The following is a 20,087-nucleotide window of genomic DNA, read 5'->3' on the forward strand; positions in this document are numbered from 1 at the left end:
CCCGCCATGGCCACTTATACCTTCAACCTGCCCGATATCGGCGAAGGCATTGCCGAGGCGGAGATTGTTGCCTGGCACGTCAAGATTGGCGACCGAGTCGAGGAAGACGGCCGCATCGCGGACATGATGACCGACAAGGCGACGGTGGAGATGGAATCGCCGGTGTCCGGCATCGTCACCAGGGTCGCAGGCGCCGAGGGCGATGTCATCGCCATCGGTTCGATGCTGGTCGAGATCGAGATCGAAGGCGAGGCGGGCGGTGATGCGCCTGCGGCTGAAAGCACCCCTGCGCCCGCGCCGGCACCCGAGGTGATTGAGGCAGAGACGCCCAAGGCACCGCAGGTGGCGGTAGCTGCGCCTGCAGCCGCGCCCGCACCCGCTGCACCCAAAGCAGAAGCGGTCGAACCATCGCGTCCTGCGCAGAGCGGCAGCGAGGCCGGTGACAAGGTGCTGGCTTCGCCCGTCGTGCGCCAGCGTGCGCGCGATTTGGGCATTGACCTGGCCAAGGTGCGTCCGGCCGAAGGCGCGCGCATCCGCCACGCCGATCTCGACGCGTATCTGAACTATGGCGGCACCCGCGCCGGGCCGGGCCGCGCCGCCGACGAGGAAATCCGCGTGATCGGCATGCGCAAGCGGATTGCGCAGAACATGGCCGAATCCAAGCGCCATATCCCGCACTTCACCTATGTCGAGGAAATCGATGTCACGAAGATGGAGGATATGCGCGGCGAGATGAACGCCTCACGCGGCAATCGGCCGAAGCTGACTGCCCTGCCGATCCTGATCGCGGCGATCTGCAAGACGTTGCGCGAATATCCGATGCTCAACGCGCGCTATGACGACGAGGCCAATGTGGTGACCCGCTTCGGCGCGGTGCATCTGGGCATCGCGACGCAGACCGATGCCGGGCTGATGGTGCCTGTGCTGCGCGGTGCCGAGTCCCTGAGCGTCTGGGACATGGCGAGCGAGATTGCGCGGCTTGCCGATGCGGCGCGCAGTGGCAAGGCGAAGAGCGAGGAACTGTCCGGATCGACACTGACGCTGACCTCGCTGGGTCCGCTGGGCGGCATTGCGACGACCCCGGTGATCAACCGGCCCGAAGTCGCGATTATCGGCCCCAACAAGATCGTGGAGCGGCCGATGGTGGTCGATGGCACGGTGGTCATTCGCAAGATGATGAACCTGTCGATCTCGTGCGATCATCGCGTGGTCGACGGCTATGACGCAGCCAGCTTCGTCCAGGCGCTCAAACGCCGGATCGAGACGCCGATCTATATCTTCGCGGATTGAACGTGGGTCCCCCTCCCGCTGATGGGAGGGGATAGTCTCAGCGCACGATCGCGCGGAAGGTGACGCGGCGCGTTTCGCCCTGCATCAGCCGGTCGCCGACGCGCCAGCGCAGGTGCGTGACGTCTTCCGGATTGGCAGGGCGCCAGCCGCCATTGCCCAGCGACACGCGCAGCGCCGAAAGAGGGCCCCAACTGCGGCCGCCATCGATCGACACGATCTCGCTGCCATCGACGGTCTCGTCGAGCCGCACGGTGCGGGGCAGGGGATTGGTGACGGTAAAGCCCTGGACCGGGCGGTTGCCGGTGTTGCGATATTCGACGACATAGATCAGGCGCTCGCCCGAACTGACCTGGCGGGCCGGTTCCAGCCGCACCCGTCGTGCGCCGTTGCCCTGCGGTGCGATTCGCTCCACGAAGATGGAAGACTTGGTCATGACATCGCCCGATGCCATGGCCGCCACAGGCGTCAGCATGGCGGACAGCGCGATTGCGGTGCGCAGAAGCATTCAAAACCCCGATTTGCCCCCGCCGGGAGAAGTCCGGCTGACAAGATCGGTAAAGCCCATCTTCCAACATATGGTTAACGCTCTGGCAGGAAGTATGAATCCGCGCCGCCGGATTGTGCCCAGCATGCTGGACGGATATAGCCGAAACCTGCCCGGTTTTCGGGCCAAGGGCCCTGTTGCGCATGTCTTTACCTCCATCCGATCGCACGGTTACCGATGAACTGCGGCGCGACCGCTTGCTGGCGGCGCTGGCGCTGATCGCTGGCGTTGCGCTGTTCCTGGCCTTTCCCTTCGCGATGCGCGCCGGGGCGGAGTTCTTCCTGCCGCTCGCCGTCGCCATCGTGCTGTCGATCGCGCTGGTGCCCGCGCTGGAATGGATGGAGCGCAGGGGCCTGCCTTCCATGGCGGCGGCGTTCCTGTGCCTCGTCCTGTTCCTGACGATCGCCAACGGCGCGCTGGCGGTGATCGTGGTGCCGGCGACCGACTGGTTCCTGGCGCTGCCCGACCGAATCCCCAAGATCATGGAAAACCTTGCCCCGCTGATCGATCTCTATTCGGATCTGCAGCGGTTCGTGGACGATACCACGCGGCTGGTGTCGGGATCGATGGTCAAGGCGCAGGCTGCGGCGACCAGTTCACCCGAATCGCTGCTCGACCTGTTCGCCAGCGCCGCGCCCGGCGTGGCCTTGCAGATGGCGTTCGTCATCCTGCTGATCTTCTTCTTCCTGGCCGGCTGGACCAAGCTGCGTGAGAACGCCATCAACAGCCGTGGCAGCTTTACTGGCGCGATGGCGACCGCACGGGTGATCCAGAATGTCGTCTCGGCGACATCGGCCTATCTTACCACGATCACCGTCATCAACCTGCTGCTGGGCCTGTCGGTTGGCGTGGTGGTGTGGATGCTGGGCATGGAATCGCCTGCGATGTGGGGTGGCATCGTCGCGCTGCTCAACTTTGTCCCTTATCTCGGGCCGGTGCTCGCAGCGGTACTGCTGGCACTGGGCGGGCTGATGAGCTTTGGCGATCTGGGCACGGCGCTGATTCCCGCCAGCGTGCAGATCGTTTTTCACCTGGTCGAGGCGAATCTCATCACGCCGGCGGTGCTTGGCCGCAGGCTGACGATGAACCCGCTGCTGATTCTCGTCTCGCTGAGCTACTGGGCCTGGGTCTGGGGCACGACCGGCGCGCTGCTCGCGGTGCCGCTGCTGATCATCATCCAGACCGTCGTGGCTGCGGCGGGCAAGCCGGATATCGCCGGTTTCCTGTTCGAATCGGGCACGCTCACGCGGCAACCGCGCGATGCGGAAACTTCAGCAACAGAGCCACTTTCGCCGGTTCGCGGGAAAAATTGAAAGAGGCTGTTGACAGGCGGCGAGGTCGCTTCTAGTGGCAGCGCTCCAACGCGATGCGGGTGTAGCTCAGTTGGTTAGAGCGCCGGCCTGTCACGCCGGAGGTCGCGGGTTCGAGCCCCGTCACTCGCGCCATTGGACTGGTGGATATTCCGCCCCAATGGTCACTCGCAAGCGTTGGAAACCCCTTAAAAATTTCGCAAAGATCAGGCCCGCCAGCGGCCTGTTTCCATCCAGATCATCAGCGGCCGCATCGGCGCGATCCAGATGATTCCCGCAACGCAATAGATCACCGATTGCACCGCGATGTGCCAGCCGCCGATGATGCTGGAAAAGCTGGCGACGATCACCGCCCAGATCGTGATGATGGCCAGGATGGCGAAAATGCCCACGGGCTTGCGCAGGGTCGGCTTCATCGAAATTCTCTTTCCTCGATCGGCAGCAGCACCTGCTGCTCGGTGATCACCGCATCGAGCGGCATGTCATGATCATCGGTCGGCACGCGCTCTGCCTGCTGCACTGTCCAGCCCAGCCCGATTCGCCGCGTGGCGGGGTGCGCGGCGCACCAGCCGTCATAATGGCCGCCGCCCTGTCCCAGCCGGTTGAGCGCGTCGTCAAACGCCACCAGCGGCATGAACAGCGCGTCGGGCACCACTTCGGGCATGGCGGCATGCGGCTGCGGACCCCAGGGGCCCTGTTCGAGCGTTTCGTCCGATCCGGTCCACAGGCGGAAACGCATCGGCCCTGCCTGCTCGCGGGTCCAGGGCAGCGCGATCATCTTGCCCAGATCCAGCAGGTGCATGGCATAGCGCTGGGTCGGTACCTCGCCGGGGACGGCGCGATACAGGCCGACGAACTCAGCCTGCTCGATCAGCGGCAGGATGGCGCGGGGAGGGCGGCCGAAGATCAGAGCGCGGTGCGCATCCGGCAGGGCCTGCCAATGCGCCAGCCGTGCCGCGCGCATCGCGCGACGCATCTGGCGCTTCTGGCTGATCACATCGGTCAAAAGCTCGCCCATTCCTGGCTGTTGGGGAAATGCTGGCCCGGTCGTGCCGGGCAAAGGGTGGAACCGCCTTGGCCGTTTGCTGGAATATCCTCTGACGCCAGTAACGTCAGGTGGGCGCCGTGTGCCTCTGGCCGGAGCCAGGACAGGGACAGCTCCCTTGGAAGATGTATCGCCTCAGGGATGTTCTCTGCAGCTCGTACCAGGCAGTCCCGATATATGATTTAGGGCTGTGCGGTCTGGTTCTCAAGCCCTGCTGCCAGATTCTCGATCCGCTGCGCCAACCGCTCGATAGCACGCGCTGCCATCTCGGTATCATTGTCATGCGTCAGCAGGTCGCCCTGTTGCGGCTTTGCCGGTTCGACCTTGGCCGCCTGCGCCGCCAGCGCCTCGGCGGCGCGGTCCTGTGTTTCGGCGAGCTCATCGGCCAGCAGCAGCCCGGCAAACAGCAGTGCGCGGGTTTCGGTCAGCCCGCCCGAGGCACTGGCCTTGCGCGCGGCGGTGTCCAGCATCGTGCCGAGCCGCGCCAGATGCTGTTCCTCGCCGGGCTGGCAGGTCACGCTGTAGAGTCGTCCGCCGATGGTCAGGCGCATGTCGGGCATGGTGCTTACTCCGCCTTGGCCAGCAGCGCATCAATGCCGACCAGCGCGTCGGCGGCAGCGGCCTTGAGCATCGCGTGGCGCTCCAGCAACTCATCGCTGGCTGCGATCGTGTGCGACTGGAGGTTCTCGGCGAGCCCGACATGCGCCGATTCCAGCCGCGTCAATGCTCGCTCCAATTGTCCGATAGCAAGGATAAGTCGTTCATTTGCCATGGAATGACCTTATCAACAAATGCTGCAAAATCAACTTTCGGACAAACTGTGTCTTTTGCGGAACTTGACGCGGTGCACCATGGACACCAAAGGGTGACGCCAAAGCCGACTCGGCCTGCGGATATGCATAGGCACATTCCTGATTTCGCGCAGGCACATAGGCTCTGATCAAGGATCAGCAGGGAGTTTCAAAGGGCGATGTCCGTTCAGTTTCAAGATCTCGCCAACGCCATTCGCGCACTGTCGATGGATGCGGTTCAGGCTGCCAATAGCGGCCATCCCGGCATGCCGATGGGCATGGCCGATGTCGCCACCGTGCTGTTCGGCGAATATCTGAAGTTCGATGCCAGCGCCCCGGATTGGGCGGACCGTGATCGGTTCGTGCTGTCTGCAGGCCATGGATCGATGCTGATCTATTCGCTGCTGCACCTCACCGGATATGCGCGCCCGACGATCGAGGACATCCGCAATTTCCGCCAGCTGCACAGCCCGTGCGCCGGTCACCCTGAGAATTTCGAGCTGGCTGGTGTCGAATGCACCACCGGCCCGCTGGGCCAGGGGCTGGCCATGGCGGTGGGCATGGCGATGGCCGAGCGGCACCTGAATGCCGAATTCGGCGACGAACTCGTCGATCACCGTACCTGGGTGATTGCCGGCGATGGCTGCCTGATGGAAGGCATCAACCACGAGGCCATCGGCCTTGCAGGCCATCTGAAGCTGGGCCAGCTCAATGTGCTGTGGGACGACAACCGCATCACCATCGATGGCGCGACCGATCTTTCGACCAGCGAAGACATTCGCGCCCGCCACACCGCTGCCGGTTGGCATGTCGTCGATTGCGACGGCCATGATGCCGATTCGATCCGCGCTGCGCTCAGCGCAGCAGTCGCCGATCCGCGCCCGTCGCTGATCGCCTGCGCCACCGTGATCGGCAAGGGCGCCCCCAACAAGCAGGGGACTTCTGCCACGCACGGTTCGCCTCTGGGCGCTGCCGAGGTTGATGCCGCGCGTGCGGCGCTCGGTTGGCAGCATGCGCCGTTCGATATCCCGGAGGATGTTCGCGCCAGCTGGGCCGCTTTTGGCCGGCGCGGCGCAGAATCCCATGCCGCCTGGGCCGAACGGCTCGCCGCATCGGACAAGGCCGCAGAATTCAAGCGCCGCATGGCGGGCGAACTGCCCGCCGGCTTCAGCCTGTCGCAGCATGTCGCCGCGCTGCTCGCCGAGCCGCAAAAGGTCGCAACGCGCAAGGCATCCGAGCTGGCGCTCGAAGCGATCAACCCGCGCCTGCCCGAAACGGTGGGCGGATCGGCGGACCTTACCGGATCGAACAACACCAAGACCGCCGGCCTGGGCGTGTTCAGCGCCGCCAATTATGGTGGCCGCTACGTCAATTACGGCATCCGTGAATTCGGCATGGCCGCAGCGATGAATGGCCTGGCGCTGCATGGCGGAGTCATCCCCTATGCCGGCACCTTCCTGGTGTTTTCCGACTATGCCCGTGCCGCGATCCGCCTGTCGGCGCTGCAGCGCCAGCGTGTCATCTATGTGATGACGCATGACAGCATCGGCCTGGGCGAAGACGGCCCGACCCATCAGCCGGTCGAGCATGTCATGAGCCTGCGCATGATGCCGAACCTGCTCACTTTCCGCCCCGGTGACGCGGTGGAGACGGCAGAATGCTGGGAAATTGCGCTCCAGGCGTCGGCGACTCCGACAGTGCTGGCGCTGACTCGGCAGAATCTGCCCCAGTTCCGCCGTGTCGAAGCCGAGGGCAACCAGAGCGCGCGCGGCGCTTATCGCATCAAGGTGGCGGGCAACAAGCGCCAGGTGGTGCTGATCGGCACTGGGTCCGAAGTGTCGCTGGCATTGGCGGTGGCCGACCAGCTGGAGGCCGCCGGCATCGGTGCGGATGTCGTCTCGATGCCGTGCTGGTCGCTGTTCGATGCGCAGCCCGAAAGCTATCGCAACGACCTGCTGCCCGCCGATGTCCTCAAGGTCTCGATGGAGGCAGGCGTTACCTTCGGTTGGGAACGTTATGTCGGCCGCGATGGCCTCAGCTTCGGCATCGACAGCTTTGGCGCCTCGGCGCCGGCAGAGGCGCTGTTCGACCATTTCGGCCTCACGCCCGACAAGATCACCCCCGCCGTGCGCGCTGCGCTGGGGCAGGGCTGACACCCATATCAAAGAATTGAAAGCAGGAGAATTTCCATGGCAGTCAAGGTTGCAATCAATGGTTTTGGCCGCATCGGCCGTCTGGTCGCGCGCGCGATCCTGGAGCGGACCGATCATGATCTGGAACTGGTCGCGATCAACGACCTGGGCGATGCCAAGGCCAATGCCCTGCTGTTCAAGCGTGACAGCGTCCATGGCGCATTCCCCGGCACCGTCGTAGCCGAAGGCGACAGCATGATCGTCAACGGCAAGGCGATCAAGGTGACCGCAGAGCGCGACCCCGCCAAGCTGCCGCATGGCGCGATGGGCGTTGACATCGCTCTGGAATGCACCGGCTTCTTTGCCGACAAGGACAAGGCGAGCGCGCACCTGACCGCAGGTGCCAAGCGCGTGCTGATCTCGGCACCCGCGACCGGCGCGGACAAGACCATCGTCTATGGCGTCAACCATGACGTGCTGACCGCCGACGATCTGGTCGTTTCGAACGCCAGCTGCACCACCAACTGCCTCGCGCCGATGGCCAAGGTGCTTAACGATCTCGTCGGTATCGAGCGCGGCCTGATGACGACGGTGCACAGCTATACCAACGACCAGAAGATCCTCGACCAGATCCACAGCGACATGCGCCGTGCGCGCGCCGCCGCCATGTCGATGATCCCGACCACCACCGGTGCAGCGCGCGCCGTCGGCCTGGTGCTGCCCGAACTGAAGGGCAAGCTTGACGGTTCGGCGATCCGTGTGCCGACCCCGAATGTCAGCCTGGTCGATCTGACCTTCACCCCGGGCCGTGACACCACGGTCGAGGAAATCAACGGCGCGCTCAAGGCCGCTGCCGAAGGTCCGCTCAAGGGCGTGCTGGCCTATACCGACGAGCCGCTGGTCTCGATCGACTTCAACCACGATCCGGCCAGCTCGACCATCGACAGCCTGGAAACTGCGGTGATCGACGGCAAGCTGGTGCGCGTGATCAGCTGGTACGACAATGAATGGGGCTTCTCGAACCGCATGGTCGACACCGCTGGCGTCATCGCCGGGCTGCTCTGATCGGATCGGCCTCACAAAAGGGAAGAAAGCCAGCGCATGTTCAAGACCCTCGATGACCTGATTGCCGATCGCCACGGCCTGGCGGGCAAGCCCGTCCTGGTTCGCGAAGACTTGAATGTGCCGATGCACGAAGGCCGGGTATCCGACGATACCCGGCTGCGTGCGGCGATGCCGACGCTGGCCGAACTCGCCGATCATGGCGCCAAGGTGCTGGTGCTCGCGCATTTCGGCCGCCCCAAGGGCAAGGTCGATCCCGAATTCACGCTGCGCCCGATCGCGCATGCGCTGGCCGAGGTGATGGGCCGTCCGGTCGGCTTTCTCGAATCACCCGATCGTCACGCCATCGACGTGCTCGATCCGGGCAGCATCACCGTGCTGGAGAACAGCCGCTTCTTCCCCGGTGAGGAGAAGAACGACCCGGTTCTCGCCAGGCAGATGGCGGCGCTGGGCGATTTTTATGTCAACGATGCCTTTTCCGCCGCGCACCGCGCGCATGTGACGACCGAAGGGTTGGCGCATGTGCTGCCCGCCTTTGCCGGTCGCCAGATGGAAGCGGAGCTGAAGGCGCTGGAGGCCGCGCTCGGCTCGCCCGAACATCCGGTAGCTGCGGTCGTCGGCGGCTCCAAGGTGTCGACCAAGCTCGATGTGCTGACCCATCTGGTTGGCAAGGTCGATCATCTGATCATCGGTGGCGGCATGGCCAATACCTTCCTCGCCGCGCGCGGGGTCGATGTCGGCAAGTCGCTGTGCGAGCATGATCTGGCCGATACCGCCAACGCCATTCTGGAAGCGGCCGACAAGGCAAATTGCACCGTCCATCTGCCGTATGACGTCGTGGTGGCCAAGGAATTCGGCGCGAACGTGCCGTGCCGCACCGCCAATGTGCACGAGGTCGAACCCGATGAAATGATCCTCGATGTCGGCGCGGCCGCGGTCGAGGCGTTGTCCGATGTGCTCAAGACGTGCCGCACCCTGGTGTGGAACGGACCGCTTGGCGCGTTCGAATATCCGCCGTTCGACACGGCAACGGTCGCGCTTGCCCGCACGGCAGCGGCGCTGACCCGCGAAGGCACTCTGGTATCGGTGGCAGGCGGCGGCGATACCGTTGCTGCGCTCAACCACGCTGGCGTTGCCGATGATTTCTCTTTCGTTTCAACCGCTGGCGGTGCTTTCCTTGAATGGATGGAAGGCAAGGAACTGCCCGGCGTCAAGGCGCTGCACAGCTGAGAGCGCGTATCAACAATCAACCATAAGCCTGCAAACTTCAGGGAAGAACCATCATGACCGACACCGCAGTTTTCAACGAGATGCTTGCCAAGATCGAGAGCGGCCAGGGCTTCATTGCCGCGCTGGACCAGAGCGGTGGTTCGACTCCCAAGGCACTCAAGGGCTATGGCATCGAAGATGGCGCCTGGGGCAGCGACGAGGAGATGTTCGCCCTGATCCACGGCATGCGCAGCCGCATCGTCACGTCGCCCTGCTTCAATGGCGACAAGGTGATCGGCGCGATCCTGTTCGAACGCACCATGGATGGTGAAGCGGGCGGCAAGAGCGTGCCTGCGCTGCTGTGGGAGCGCGGTGTGGTGCCCTTCCTCAAGGTCGACAAGGGCCTGGAGGATGAAGCGGACGGCGTGCAGCTGATGAAGCCGATCGGCGGCCTGGGCGACCTGCTCGAGCGCGCCAAGGCTTTGGGCATTTTCGGCACCAAGATGCGCTCGGTGATCAACTCGGCTTCGGCGTCCGGCATCGCCGCGATCGTCCAGCAGCAGTTCGAAGTGGCGGGCGAAATCCTCGACCACGGCCTGATCCCGATCATCGAGCCTGAAGTGAACATCAAGAGCGAGACCCGCGCCGAGTGCGACGCTATCCTGCTTGCCGAGCTGAAAAAGGCGCTGGACGCGCTGCCCGAGGGTCGCCGCGTGATGCTGAAGCTGTCGCTGCCCGCCAAGGCCGATCTGTTCGCCGATCTGGTCGCGCACCCTGCGGTGATCCGCGTGGTTGCGCTTTCGGGCGGTTTCAGCCGGGCAGAGGCCTGTGTCGAACTGGCCAAGAACCCCGGCGTGATCGCCAGCTTCTCGCGCGCCTTGCTCAACGATCTCAAGCACCAGATGAGCGACGAGGAATTCGACGCCTCGCTTGGCGGCGCGATCGACGAGATCCACGCTGCCTCGGTTGCCTGACACATGGTGGCGAGCGGTCCTGTTCCGGCAGGGCCGCTCCGCTTCCATTACCATCGCGGCATCGCGCCGATGATGTGGGTGCTGATCGGGCTCAGCGGGATCGAACTGTTCGTCGTGCATTTTCTGCTGGCGTTCTGGAACGCTCATGTGGCGCTGGCGGCATCGGTCGTGAGCCTTGCCACGATCGCCTGGCTGGTGGCCCTGATCCGCTCGATGCGACGGCTGCCGGTCGTGCTGGATGAATCAGGCCTTGTGATGCGTGTCGGCACGTTGCGGCGCCATGATGTCCGGCGCGACAATATCGCCGCTGTCCGCACGAGCTGGGAATCGGGCGCGGAAAAAGCGAAATCGGTGTCCAACCTGGCCTTGATTGCCTATCCCAATGTGATGATCGATCTTGTCCAGCCGATGCAATCCGGACGCCGGGACATCCGCACCATTGCCCATCGACTTGATGATCTGCCCGCCTTTCTGGGCGCACTGAACCACGGACGACAGCCATGAGCGACCCTGATTGCCAGCTTTACCTGATCTCGCCGCTCGACACCGGCGGGGATTTCCCGGATCGGTTGCGCGCCGCCCTGGAGGGCGGGCCGGTCGCGGCCTTCCAGTTTCGCGTCAAGGACATGGACCAGCACGCCGCCGCGCGGCTGGCTGCACCCTTGCAGGCGATCTGCGCCGAGCATGACTGCGCGTTCATCGTCAATGACAGCGTTGCGCTGGCCAAAAGGCTGGGGGCCGATGGCGTTCATCTGGGGCAGGGCGATGGCGACCCGCGCGAGGCCCGCGATGTGCTGGGACGCGACGCCCAGATCGGTGTGACCTGCCACAACAGCCGCCATCTGGCGCTCGAAGCCGGGGAAGCAGGCGCGGATTATGTCGCGTTCGGGGCTTTCTACCCCAGCAGCACCAAGCAGGCGAAATATCAGGCCGAACCGGAAATCCTGAACTGGTGGTCGTCGATGATGGAGCTGCCCTGTGTGGCCATAGGCGGTATCACCACCGCCAACGCCGCTGCACTGGTCGAGGCCGGGGCAGATTTTCTCGCGGTTTCAGGCGGCGTGTGGAACCATGCGGATGGGCCGCAATCAGCCGTGCGAGAGTTCCTTGCGATCATGGCCCAGGGCCGCGGCACAGGCGCGGGCTGAACCCTCCAGCCGGGTGAGGTAGCTGACAAAGTCCGCCTCAAACTCCTCCACGCCGGGCAGCGCATCTCCGCGCCCCGAATGCGCCGAGGCGATTTCGTTGCGTGAACGGCCAAAAATGCCGGCGGCGGGCGTCTTGATGCTGAACAGTGGCATGGTCTTCTGGTCCAATCCCCGGCGGCTTCATAGCAGCTTTGGGGCTGTGTCTCATCTACAATCTGCAGTTTGCGTTAGATAGGAAGAAAGCGTCATTGTGGGGGGCTGATCGGCGGGTGCGGCCTTTGCGTCGACGGATGCCATGTGTCGTCCGTTCTGCCGCACGCGAGCCGTCCAAAATCCTTGCCATGCCCGCATCATGCGCCTAGAGGGCCTGTCCATTCCCTGAAATCCAATGGAAACGAGCCTCGCATGAAGATCAGCGGTGTCGATATTCGCCCCGGCAATATTCTGGAACATGAAGGTGGCATCTGGAAGGTTGCCAAGATTCAGCACACCCAGCCCGGCAAGGGTGGTGCGTTCATGCAGGTCGAGATGAAGAACCTGGAAGACGGCCGCAAGACCAATATCCGCTATCGCAGCGCCGATACGGTCGAGAAGGTGCGTCTGGATACCAAGGATTTCCAGTTCCTGTTCGCCGATGGCGACGACTATGTCTTCATGGACCAGGAAACCTACGACCAGATCACCATCGCCGCCAAGCTGCTGGGTGACGAGGCTGCCTTTCTGCAGGACGGCATGCAGGTCACGCTCGAAATGTACGACGAGCGCCCGATTTCGGTGCAGCTGCCCGACCAGATCGAAGCCACGATTGTCGAGGCTGATGCCGTGGTGAAGGGGCAGACCGCTTCGTCGAGCTACAAGCCCGCGATCCTCGACAATGGCGTGCGCGTCATGGTGCCGCCGCATATCAGCAGCGGCACGCGCATCGTCGTTGATGTCTACGCCAAGGAATATGTCCGCAAGGCGGACTGATCGGACCTATCCATGCCTGCCATCTCAGCCATCATCCGTGTCATGGAAAGCGCCGCGCGCAAGGCGGGCGGCCGCCTGCGGCGTGACTTTGGCGAGGTGGAGCACCTGCAGGTCTCGCAAAAGGGCCCGGCGGACTTCGTCTCCAAGGCCGACCAGCGCGCCGAACGCATCCTGTATGACGAGCTGAGCAAGGCACGGCCCGGCTGGGGCTTTCTGCTGGAAGAGGGCGGCGACATTCCTGCCGAGCCCGGCAAGCCGCGCTTCATCATCGATCCGCTCGACGGCACCAGCAACTTCCTGCACGGCATCCCGCATTTCGCGATCTCGATCGCGGTGCAGGAACCGACGCTCGACGGCAAGGGCTGGGGCGAGATCAGTGCGGCGCTGATCTATCAGCCGGTTACCGACGAAAGCTATTGGGCAGAAAAGTCGCGCGGTGCGTGGCTGCACGACCGCCGCCTGCGTGTGTCGGGTCGGCGCAATCTCAACGAAGCGCTGATTGCGACGGGCATTCCGTTCCTTGGTCATGGCGACATGGCTGAATGGACCCGCATCTTCGGCGCGATCGCGCCCGAGGTTGCCGGTATCCGCCGCTTCGGTGCGGCTTCGCTCGACCTGGCCTGGCTTGCCGCCGGCAAGTTCGACGGCTTCTGGGAAAGCGGCCTCAAGCCTTGGGACGTTGCAGCAGGCATCCTGCTGGTGCGCGAGGCAGGCGGATTCGTCACCGATTATCGCGGCGGCAGCCAGCCGATGGAGCGCCAGCAGGTGATTGCCGGAAACGACGCGCTGCATTCGCGGCTGCACAAGCTGCTGGTCGGCGCGCTGCGCTGACCAGCCAGGCATTGTGCCGGATCACTCGGTCACATACCGCCGATATTGCTGCATCTGGTCCAGCCAGACGCTCAGATTCTCGTTGAACACCGCCTGCGGTATGCCGCCCTTGTCGGTATCGACGTCCATCACCAGCACCGGATCATTCTCGTTGTCGCGATAGGCGCGGACGAAGCGCTTGGTCGCGTTCCATTCGTTGAGCTTGTCGAGGCTGAAGCCCTTGCGGTCGTTGAACCCGAAATAGAATTGCACCGTGGCGCAATTGGCCTTGGCGTCGTCGCAGTTCATCAGCGCGACAAGAAAGGGCATGTCATCATAGGCGCTGCGGATATAGGGATTGCCTTCGCCCGTCTTGAGTTCGCTCGGCAGGCCGCGCGCCTTCAATACGGCAGCGATGGTGTCCGGCCTGGTGGCGGTCACATTCTGCGCCTGGGCGGGCAGGGCGATCATCGCCGCCAGTGCCGTTGCCACCCCAAAAACCCCTGATTTCAAACCCCTCATCGTTTCGAATCCCTCCAGTGCCAGGCTGTCCGCTGCACTCTGCATGTCTTTTTGCACAGCTGCCCTTTGCGGACTGTGCCCAAACGCACAGAAATGCGCAACTTTTGATGACTTTTGCCGGCTTGTGCATTGCCGCAAAAAAGGGGGTGTTGCGGCTTGCGATAGCCGGGCCGCTGGCCTAAAGACGCCCGAAGCAACACGCACGAATGGGACGCGCGCATGGCCGAATATCTGCCGATCCTGCTGTTCCTGGCGGTCGCTCTGCTCTTGTCGGTGGCGTTTGTCTTTCTGCCGATCGGGGTGTCGCGGCTCACAGGCGCAAACAAACCTTCCGTCGCCAAGCTGAGCGAATATGAATGCGGCTTCCCCGCGTTCGAGGATTCGCGCAGCCAGTTCGACGTCCGTTTCTACCTCGTCGCCATCCTGTTCATCATCTTCGATCTGGAAGCGGCATTTCTGTTCCCCTGGGCGGTGTCGCTCGAACAGATTGGCTGGGCGGGCTGGGCCACCATGATGGTGTTCCTGTTCGAACTCGTCATCGGCCTTGTCTACGCATGGAAAGTGGGAGCACTCGATTGGGAGTAAATCCGCAAAATTCCGGCCTTGTCACCAGCCCGTCCGGCGCGGTCGTTCCGGCCGCCGGGACGCTGCCTGACGCCGGATTCTTCAACGACATCAATGCCGAGGTTTCGGACAAGGGCTTCCTCGTCACCTCGACCGAAGAGCTGTTCCAATGGGCACGCACCGGTTCGCTGTGGTGGATGACCTTTGGCCTTGCCTGTTGCGCGGTGGAAATGATCCACGTCAACATGCCGCGCTATGACATGGAGCGCTTTGGCGTCGCGCCGCGCGCCTCGCCGCGCCAGTCGGACGTGATGATTGTCGCAGGCACGCTCTGCAACAAGATGGCCCCGGCGCTGCGCCGCGTCTATGACCAGATGTCCGAGCCGAAATATGTGATTTCGATGGGCAGCTGCGCCAATGGCGGTGGCTATTATCATTACAGCTATTCGGTGGTGCGGGGCTGCGACCGCATCGTGCCGGTGGACATCTATGTCCCCGGATGCCCGCCGACCGCCGAGGCTCTGCTCTACGGCGTGATGCAGTTGCAGCGCAAGATCCGCCGGGTGGGCACGATCGAGCGTTGATTTGATTGGTGAAGGGCCCGCTGTGGAGGCGGGCCGGTTAAGGGACGCACATGGGACATTCGGCACCACGTTATGCCGTTCTCGATGGCCTGGGCGACGCTGTCGCCGCCACGCTGGGTGACCGGTTGCTGGCGACGCGCTTTGCGCAGGGCGAATATTGCTTCACCGTGCGCCGCGAGGCGGTGGCCGAAGCACTCGACCTGCTGCGCGACCTGCACGAGTACCAGCAGCTCATGGAAATCGCAGGCGTCGATTATCCCGACCGGGCTGAACGGTTCGAGGTGGTCTATTGCCTGCTCAGCCTGACGAAGAACCACCGCATCCGCGTCGCCTGCACGACCGACGAGGACACCCCGGTGCCGACCGTCACGCATATCTGGGAGGTCGCTGGCTGGCTGGAACGTGAAGTCTACGACATGTACGGCGTGATCTTCGCCGGCAATCCGGACCTGCGCCGTATCCTCACCGACTACGGCTTCCGCGGCCATCCCTTCCGCAAGGACTTCCCGCTCACCGGCTATAGCGAGATGCGCTATTCGGAAGAGCAGGGCCGTGTGGTCTATGAGCCGGTGAAGCTGGCGCAGGACTTCCGCAATTTCGATTTCACCTCGCCCTGGGAGGGTGCGGATTACGTGCTGCCGGGTGACGAGAAGTCGCTGGGCGGTCCGCCCCAGGCGCCGACGCCCAAGACGACCGATAAGCCGTCTGACACCGGCGCGGGGGCAGCTGCCAACAAGGAAGCCGCCAAGCCCAGCGAGAACGCTCCCACCAAGGAGGACAAGGCATGAGTGCTGAGTCGCTTCAGGATATGACCGCCGAAGCTCTGGTCGAACAGGATTCGACGTCCGGCGATCTGGAAATCCAGAACTACACGATCAATTTCGGGCCCCAGCATCCCGCAGCGCACGGCGTGCTGCGCATGGTGATGGAACTGGACGGCGAGATCGTCGAGCGGATCGATCCGCATGTCGGCCTGCTGCATCGCGGCACCGAAAAGCTGATCGAGTACAAGACCTATCTGCAGGCTTTGCCCTATTTCGACCGGCTGGATTACTGCTCGCCGCTCGCGATGGAATACAGCTATGTGCTGGCGATCGAGAAGCTGCTGAACCTGGAAGTGCCGCTGCGCGCCCAGTATCTGCGCGTGCTGTTCGCCGAGCTGACCCGCATCTGCAACCACATGCTCAACCTGGGTGCGCATGTGATGGACGTGGGTGCGATGACGCCCAACCTGTGGCTGTTCGAAATTCGCGAGGATTGCCTCAACTTCTTCGAGCGCGCTTCCGGTGCCCGCATGCACAGCGCCTGGTTCCGTCCCGGCGGCGTGCATCAGGACGTTCCGCTCAAGCTGCTGACCGATCTGGCCGACTGGCTCGACACCTTCCCCAAGCTGTTCGAGGATTCGATGAGCCTGGTGGTCGACAACCGCATCTTCAAGCAGCGCAACGTCGATATCGCCGTGGTGTCGAAGGACGATGCGGTGCGCTGGGGCTTTTCCGGCCCGATGATCCGCGGCAGCGGCATTCCCTGGGATCTGCGCAAGTCGCAGCCTTATGATGTCTATGACCGCATGGAGTTCGACATCCCCGTCGGTACGCGCGGCGACTGTTATGACCGGTTCATGGTCCGTGTCGAGGAAGTGCGCCAGTCCGCCCGGATCATGCGCCAGTGCCTCAACGAAATGCCCGAAGGCCCGATCGCCTCGTCGGATCGCAAGGTCGTGCCGCCCAAGCGCGGCGAGATGAAGCAGTCGATGGAAGCACTGATCCATCACTTCAAGCTCTATACCGAAGGCTTTCACGTTCCGGCGGGCGAAGTCTATGTCGCGACCGAAAGTCCCAAGGGCGAATTCGGCGTGTATCTGGTCAGCGATGGCTCCAACAAGCCCTATCGCTGCAAGATCCGCCCGACCGCGTTCAGCCATCTCCAGGCGATGGAGTTCATGAGTAAGGGGCACATGCTGTCCGATGCGACCGCCATTCTGGGGGCCATCGATGTGGTGTTCGGGGAGTGCGACCGGTGAGCGACAGGCTGGCGGTGGCTGAGGCAATGATTGCGCATTACAATGCGCAGGATGCCGATGCCTATGTCGCGCTGATGACCGAGGATGCCTGCGAGGCAGGCTATCGCGGTGCCGTGCTGCGCGAAGGACGCGAAGGCGTGCGTGCGGGCCTCAAGGCCATGTTCGCCGAATTTCCCCAGAACCGCGCCGACATCCTGTCGGGCCATGTGCTGGGCGAGACGGTGGTTCTGCACGAAAAGGTCGCGCGCTCGGCCGATGCCGAACCGTTCGAGGTCATGTCGATTTACAGTTTTGAAGGCGACAAGGTGTCGCGCGTGGAGTTTATCCGCTGATGGCTGACGCAGCCCATATTCCCGATGAAGCCGAAACCCGCGCCCGCTGGGGTGCGTTCGCGTTCTCGCAAGACAATCTTGCCAAGGCGAAGACCATCATCGCGCGCTATCCCGATGGGCGTCAGCGCAGCGCGGTGATGCCGCTGCTCGATCTGGCCCAGCGCCAGGTGGGTGCAGAGACGCAGACCCAGGGCTGGCTGCCGGTGCCGGTGATCGAATATGTCGCCGCGATGCTCGATATGCCGTATATTCGCGCCTATGAGGTGGCGAGCTTCTACACCATGTACAATCTCGCGCCCGTGGGCCGCTATCATGTCCAGGTCTGCGGCACGACGCCGTGCCTGTTGCGCGGCAGCGATGACGTGATGGCGGCATGTGCCAACAAGGGTCTGGTCAAGGGCAAGACCACGCCCGACGGCCTGTTCACGCTGACCGAAGTCGAATGCATGGGCAATTGCGCGAATGCGCCGATGGTCCAGATCAACGACGACAATTACGAGGACCTCGATTACGATCGCACGATCGGCATTCTCGAGGCGCTCGCGGCGGGCGAAAGCCCCAAGACGGGCACCCAGATTCCGGGTCGCCACACCAGCGAACCCGAAGGCGGGCCGACCACGCTGAAACAGATGGTCGATGCCAACCATGATTATCGCGGGGAATGGGGATGACCCAGCCCGTCAAGGCCGGCGTTCCGCTGCTCGGCATCATTTTTCTCGCGCTGGCGATCTTCAAGTTCATCAATGGTGATGGCTGGGTTGTCTGGGCGATATTGGCATTTTTGTTCGGCGGTTTCGGTATTTTCAGCCGCAGCCGGTCGGGAGGAAGCAACTCGTGAGTCTCGCTGACAAGGATCGCATCTTCACCAACGTCTATGGCTATCAGCCGTGGAACCTGAAGGCAGCGCAGGCGCGCGGCGACTGGGACAATACCAAGGACCTGATTGCCTGGGGCCAGGACAGGATCATTGAGGAAGTGAAGGCTTCTGGCCTGCGCGGACGCGGTGGTGCGGGCTTCCCCACCGGCATGAAGTGGAGCTTCATGCCCAAGGAATCGAAGGACGGTCGTCCGAGCTTCCTGGTCATCAACGCCGACGAATCCGAGCCCGGCAGCTGCAAGGATCGCGAGATCCTGCGTCACGATCCGCACAAGCTGATCGAAGGCGCGCTGATCGCCGGTTTCGCGATGCGCGCGCGCGCCGCCTATATCTATGTTCGCGGGGAATATATCCGCGAGGCAGAGGTGCTGCAGGCTGCGGTCGACGAGGCTTATGAAGCCGGCCTGATCGGCAAGAATGCCTCCAAGTCGGGCTTTGACTTCGACGTGTTCGTCCATCGCGGTGCGGGCGCGTACATCTGCGGCGAGGAAACCGCGATGATCGAAAGCCTGGAAGGCAAGAAGGGCCAGCCGCGCCTCAAGCCGCCGTTCCCGGCAGGCGCGGGGCTTTATGGCTGCCCGACCACGGTCAACAACGTCGAATCGATCGCGGTGGTGCCCACCATCCTGCGTCGCAGCGCTGCCTGGTTCGCCAGCTTCGGCCGCGAGAACAACAAGGGCACCAAGCTGTTCCAGATCAGCGGGCATGTCGAAAAGCCCTGTGTGGTCGAGGAAGCGATGAGCATCTCGTTCCGCGAACTGATCGAGCGTCATTGCGGTGGCATTCGCGGCGGCTGGGACAATCTGCTTGCGGTGATCCCAGGCGGATCGTCGGTGCCGCTCGTGCCCGCCGCGCAGATCATTGATGCGCCGATGGATTTCGACGGCCTGAAAGAGGTCGGCTCGGGCCTTGGCACCGCCGCGATCATCGTCATGGACAAGTCCACCGACATTGTTCAGGCGATCAGCCGCTTGAGCTATTTCTACAAGCACGAAAGCTGCGGCCAGTGCACCCCGTGCCGCGAGGGCACCGGCTGGATGTGGCGCGTCATGGAGCGCATGCGCACGGGCGATGCTGATATCAGCGAGATCGATACTCTCTACGAAGTCACCAAACAGGTCGAAGGGCACACCATCTGCGCTCTGGGCGATGCCGCCGCCTGGCCCATCCAGGGCCTGATCCGGCATTTCCGCCCCGAGATGGAACGCCGCATCATCGAGAAACAGGGAAGTGTTTCAATGATGGAGGCTGCAGAATGAGGATGTTGGCAAAGGCAACGCTGGCCGCTCTGGCCATGGCATCGGTTAACGCTCCCGCGCATGCGCAGGGGCCGGGCTGGTGGAACGTTCCCGAAGATGCCGTCAAGGCGACGCTCAAGCGTTATGGCCTGGGCGGTGCGGATACGATGCGTGCCTTTGCCCTCTGCGCAGTCAAGCGGAACCCGAAATTTGTCGAGGCGCTGCTGGATACCCGGCAGGAGAGCCTGGAAGAGCGGGCGGCGTCGCGTCGCCTGACCCAGGCGAATTTCGACTGCATGCCTTCGGGCGACTTTACCTTGGGCGGCATGTCGGTGCGCGGCAGCCTGGCCGAAGCTATGTTCTGGACCAAATATTCGGGCGCCAATGTCGAGGCGCTCGCCGTTCGTTCGGACGAGGCAGGGGAGAAGGAGCGCTTTGCCGATTGCGCCGCCGATGGCAGCCTGGACGAGGTTCGCGCGCTGATCGCCACCGCTCCCAAGAGCCCTGAAGAGGGCGCAGCGCTCTCCGCGCTGATGCCGCGTCTGCGCGAGTGCATCGCCAAGACCAGCTTCAGCTCGATGGACAATGCTTCAGCCCGTTCGCTGGTGGCAGAGGCACTGTATCGCGCTGCCAAGCGCAGCACGGCGAGCTGATCCTCATGGT

26 protein-coding genes, 1 tRNA gene and 1 other RNA gene are annotated in these 20,087 nt (G+C 63.4%); 20 read left to right on the top strand and 8 right to left on the bottom strand.

From position 1 onward, the window contains the following. Nucleotides 1-6 precede the first annotated feature (6 nt). Nucleotides 7-1,290, top strand: a complete 1,284-nt coding sequence (locus OU999_03380) for a dihydrolipoamide acetyltransferase family protein (protein WAC24247.1) — start codon at nucleotides 7-9, stop codon at nucleotides 1,288-1,290. Between the two features lie 37 nt (nucleotides 1,291-1,327). Here OU999_03380 and OU999_03385 read toward each other — a convergent pair whose 3' ends face one another. Beyond that, nucleotides 1,328-1,795 (bottom strand): hypothetical protein, encoded by a 468-nt coding sequence (locus OU999_03385; GenBank protein ID WAC24248.1) that lies wholly within the window; start codon nucleotides 1,793-1,795, stop codon nucleotides 1,328-1,330. Nucleotides 1,796-1,977: 182 nt separating this feature from the next. Between OU999_03385 and OU999_03390 the strand changes: the two genes are divergently transcribed. Both OU999_03390 and OU999_03395 read left to right on the top strand, forming a co-directional pair. Next, on the top strand, nucleotides 1,978-3,147 hold the full coding sequence (locus OU999_03390; protein ID WAC24249.1) for an AI-2E family transporter: 1,170 nt from the start codon (nucleotides 1,978-1,980) through the stop codon (nucleotides 3,145-3,147). Nucleotides 3,148-3,202: 55 nt separating this feature from the next. Continuing rightward, nucleotides 3,203-3,279: transfer RNA gene (locus OU999_03395), tRNA-Asp, on the top strand. Between the two features lie 71 nt (nucleotides 3,280-3,350). Here OU999_03395 and OU999_03400 read toward each other — a convergent pair. The 5 genes from OU999_03400 to OU999_03420 all read right to left on the bottom strand — a co-directional run bounded on the left by OU999_03400 (nucleotide 3,351) and on the right by OU999_03420 (nucleotide 4,913). Then, on the bottom strand, nucleotides 3,351-3,560 hold the full coding sequence (locus OU999_03400; protein ID WAC24250.1) for a DUF2842 domain-containing protein: 210 nt from the start codon (nucleotides 3,558-3,560) through the stop codon (nucleotides 3,351-3,353). Next, complete coding sequence (locus OU999_03405) at nucleotides 3,557-4,162, bottom strand: 5-formyltetrahydrofolate cyclo-ligase (GenBank protein WAC24251.1); 606 nt, start codon at nucleotides 4,160-4,162, stop codon at nucleotides 3,557-3,559. Before OU999_03405 ends, OU999_03400 begins: the two co-directional genes overlap by 4 nt. Before the next feature lie 44 nt (nucleotides 4,163-4,206). Further along, a non-coding RNA gene (gene ssrS / locus OU999_03410) (6S RNA) lies at nucleotides 4,207-4,363 on the bottom strand. Nucleotides 4,364-4,371: 8 nt separating this feature from the next. Then, nucleotides 4,372-4,749 (bottom strand): cell division protein ZapA, encoded by a 378-nt coding sequence (locus OU999_03415; protein WAC24252.1) that lies wholly within the window; start codon nucleotides 4,747-4,749, stop codon nucleotides 4,372-4,374. Between the two features lie 5 nt (nucleotides 4,750-4,754). Further along, nucleotides 4,755-4,913, bottom strand: coding sequence for a hypothetical protein (locus OU999_03420; protein WAC24253.1), 159 nt, complete (start codon nucleotides 4,911-4,913; stop codon nucleotides 4,755-4,757). 246 nt (nucleotides 4,914-5,159) lie between these two features. Here OU999_03420 and tkt point away from each other — a divergent pair, with 246 nt between their 5' ends. The 6 genes from tkt (at nucleotide 5,160) to thiE (ending at nucleotide 11,505) form a co-directional block, all read left to right on the top strand. Continuing rightward, nucleotides 5,160-7,133 carry a transketolase gene (gene tkt / locus OU999_03425; protein ID WAC24254.1) on the top strand — a complete coding sequence of 658 codons (1,974 nt, stop codon included), beginning with the start codon at nucleotides 5,160-5,162 and terminating at the stop codon, nucleotides 7,131-7,133. Between the two features lie 36 nt (nucleotides 7,134-7,169). Continuing rightward, entirely contained in the window at nucleotides 7,170-8,177 is a 1,008-nt protein-coding gene (gene gap, locus OU999_03430; protein WAC24255.1) for a type I glyceraldehyde-3-phosphate dehydrogenase, read from the top strand. Between the two features lie 36 nt (nucleotides 8,178-8,213). Continuing rightward, nucleotides 8,214-9,404: a phosphoglycerate kinase gene (locus OU999_03435; GenBank protein WAC24256.1), complete on the top strand. Its 1,191-nt coding sequence runs from the start codon at nucleotides 8,214-8,216 to the stop codon at nucleotides 9,402-9,404. Between the two features lie 53 nt (nucleotides 9,405-9,457). Next, nucleotides 9,458-10,357 (top strand): fructose bisphosphate aldolase, encoded by a 900-nt coding sequence (locus OU999_03440; GenBank protein ID WAC24257.1) that lies wholly within the window; start codon nucleotides 9,458-9,460, stop codon nucleotides 10,355-10,357. A 72-nt stretch (nucleotides 10,358-10,429) separates the two neighbouring features. After that, complete coding sequence (locus tag OU999_03445) at nucleotides 10,430-10,861, top strand: hypothetical protein (protein ID WAC24258.1); 432 nt, start codon at nucleotides 10,430-10,432, stop codon at nucleotides 10,859-10,861. Continuing rightward, nucleotides 10,858-11,505, top strand: a complete 648-nt coding sequence (gene thiE, locus OU999_03450; GenBank protein ID WAC24259.1) for a thiamine phosphate synthase — start codon at nucleotides 10,858-10,860, stop codon at nucleotides 11,503-11,505. Before OU999_03445 ends, thiE begins: the two co-directional genes overlap by 4 nt. Here thiE and OU999_03455 read toward each other — a convergent pair. Next, entirely contained in the window at nucleotides 11,446-11,673 is a 228-nt protein-coding gene (locus tag OU999_03455; GenBank protein ID WAC24260.1) for a hypothetical protein, read from the bottom strand. The two genes, thiE and OU999_03455, sit on opposite strands and share 60 nt — an antisense overlap. A gap of 237 nt (nucleotides 11,674-11,910) precedes the next feature. Here OU999_03455 and efp point away from each other — a divergent pair, with 237 nt between their 5' ends. Both efp and OU999_03465 read left to right on the top strand, forming a co-directional pair. Then, nucleotides 11,911-12,474: an elongation factor P gene (gene efp, locus OU999_03460; protein WAC24261.1), complete on the top strand. Its 564-nt coding sequence runs from the start codon at nucleotides 11,911-11,913 to the stop codon at nucleotides 12,472-12,474. A gap of 12 nt (nucleotides 12,475-12,486) precedes the next feature. Further along, nucleotides 12,487-13,305 (top strand): inositol monophosphatase family protein, encoded by an 819-nt coding sequence (locus OU999_03465; protein ID WAC24262.1) that lies wholly within the window; start codon nucleotides 12,487-12,489, stop codon nucleotides 13,303-13,305. A gap of 21 nt (nucleotides 13,306-13,326) precedes the next feature. Here OU999_03465 and OU999_03470 read toward each other — a convergent pair whose 3' ends face one another. Beyond that, nucleotides 13,327-13,776, bottom strand: coding sequence for a YbjN domain-containing protein (locus tag OU999_03470; protein WAC24263.1), 450 nt, complete (start codon nucleotides 13,774-13,776; stop codon nucleotides 13,327-13,329). A 249-nt stretch (nucleotides 13,777-14,025) separates the two neighbouring features. On the opposite strand from OU999_03470, the gene ndhC reads away from it, so the two are divergent. Genes ndhC through OU999_03515 form a run of 9 tightly spaced genes read left to right on the top strand, consistent with a single transcriptional unit; the run spans nucleotide 14,026 to nucleotide 20,077 of the window. Further along, entirely contained in the window at nucleotides 14,026-14,391 is a 366-nt protein-coding gene (gene ndhC, locus OU999_03475) for an NADH-quinone oxidoreductase subunit A (GenBank protein ID WAC24264.1), read from the top strand. Continuing rightward, nucleotides 14,361-14,954, top strand: coding sequence for an NADH-quinone oxidoreductase subunit B (locus tag OU999_03480; GenBank protein WAC24265.1), 594 nt, complete (start codon nucleotides 14,361-14,363; stop codon nucleotides 14,952-14,954). The genes ndhC and OU999_03480 overlap by 31 nt, the downstream gene beginning before the upstream one ends. Before the next feature lie 50 nt (nucleotides 14,955-15,004). Continuing rightward, a complete protein-coding gene (locus tag OU999_03485) occupies nucleotides 15,005-15,742 on the top strand; it encodes an NADH-quinone oxidoreductase subunit C (GenBank protein WAC24266.1) in 738 nt (245 codons plus the stop codon). A 20-nt stretch (nucleotides 15,743-15,762) separates the two neighbouring features. Beyond that, on the top strand, nucleotides 15,763-16,977 hold the full coding sequence (locus tag OU999_03490; protein ID WAC25338.1) for an NADH-quinone oxidoreductase subunit D: 1,215 nt from the start codon (nucleotides 15,763-15,765) through the stop codon (nucleotides 16,975-16,977). Beyond that, the gene (locus OU999_03495; GenBank protein WAC24267.1) at nucleotides 16,965-17,309 is read left to right on the top strand and encodes a nuclear transport factor 2 family protein; all 345 of its coding nucleotides are present in this window, start codon (nucleotides 16,965-16,967) and stop codon (nucleotides 17,307-17,309) included. The genes OU999_03490 and OU999_03495 overlap by 13 nt, the downstream gene beginning before the upstream one ends. Then, nucleotides 17,309-17,980, top strand: coding sequence for an NADH-quinone oxidoreductase subunit NuoE (gene nuoE, locus OU999_03500; protein ID WAC24268.1), 672 nt, complete (start codon nucleotides 17,309-17,311; stop codon nucleotides 17,978-17,980). Before OU999_03495 ends, nuoE begins: the two co-directional genes overlap by 1 nt. Beyond that, nucleotides 17,977-18,147 carry a hypothetical protein gene (locus OU999_03505; protein ID WAC24269.1) on the top strand — a complete coding sequence of 57 codons (171 nt, stop codon included), beginning with the start codon at nucleotides 17,977-17,979 and terminating at the stop codon, nucleotides 18,145-18,147. The genes nuoE and OU999_03505 overlap by 4 nt, the downstream gene beginning before the upstream one ends. Beyond that, on the top strand, nucleotides 18,144-19,445 hold the full coding sequence (gene nuoF, locus OU999_03510; protein WAC24270.1) for an NADH-quinone oxidoreductase subunit NuoF: 1,302 nt from the start codon (nucleotides 18,144-18,146) through the stop codon (nucleotides 19,443-19,445). The genes OU999_03505 and nuoF overlap by 4 nt, the downstream gene beginning before the upstream one ends. Further along, a complete protein-coding gene (locus OU999_03515; protein WAC24271.1) occupies nucleotides 19,442-20,077 on the top strand; it encodes a hypothetical protein in 636 nt (211 codons plus the stop codon). Before nuoF ends, OU999_03515 begins: the two co-directional genes overlap by 4 nt. Nucleotides 20,078-20,087: the final 10 nt, after the last annotated feature.

The organism is Blastomonas sp. SL216 (genome assembly GCA_026625625.1).
In the GTDB taxonomy this organism is placed as follows: Bacteria; Pseudomonadota; Alphaproteobacteria; order Sphingomonadales; family Sphingomonadaceae; genus Blastomonas.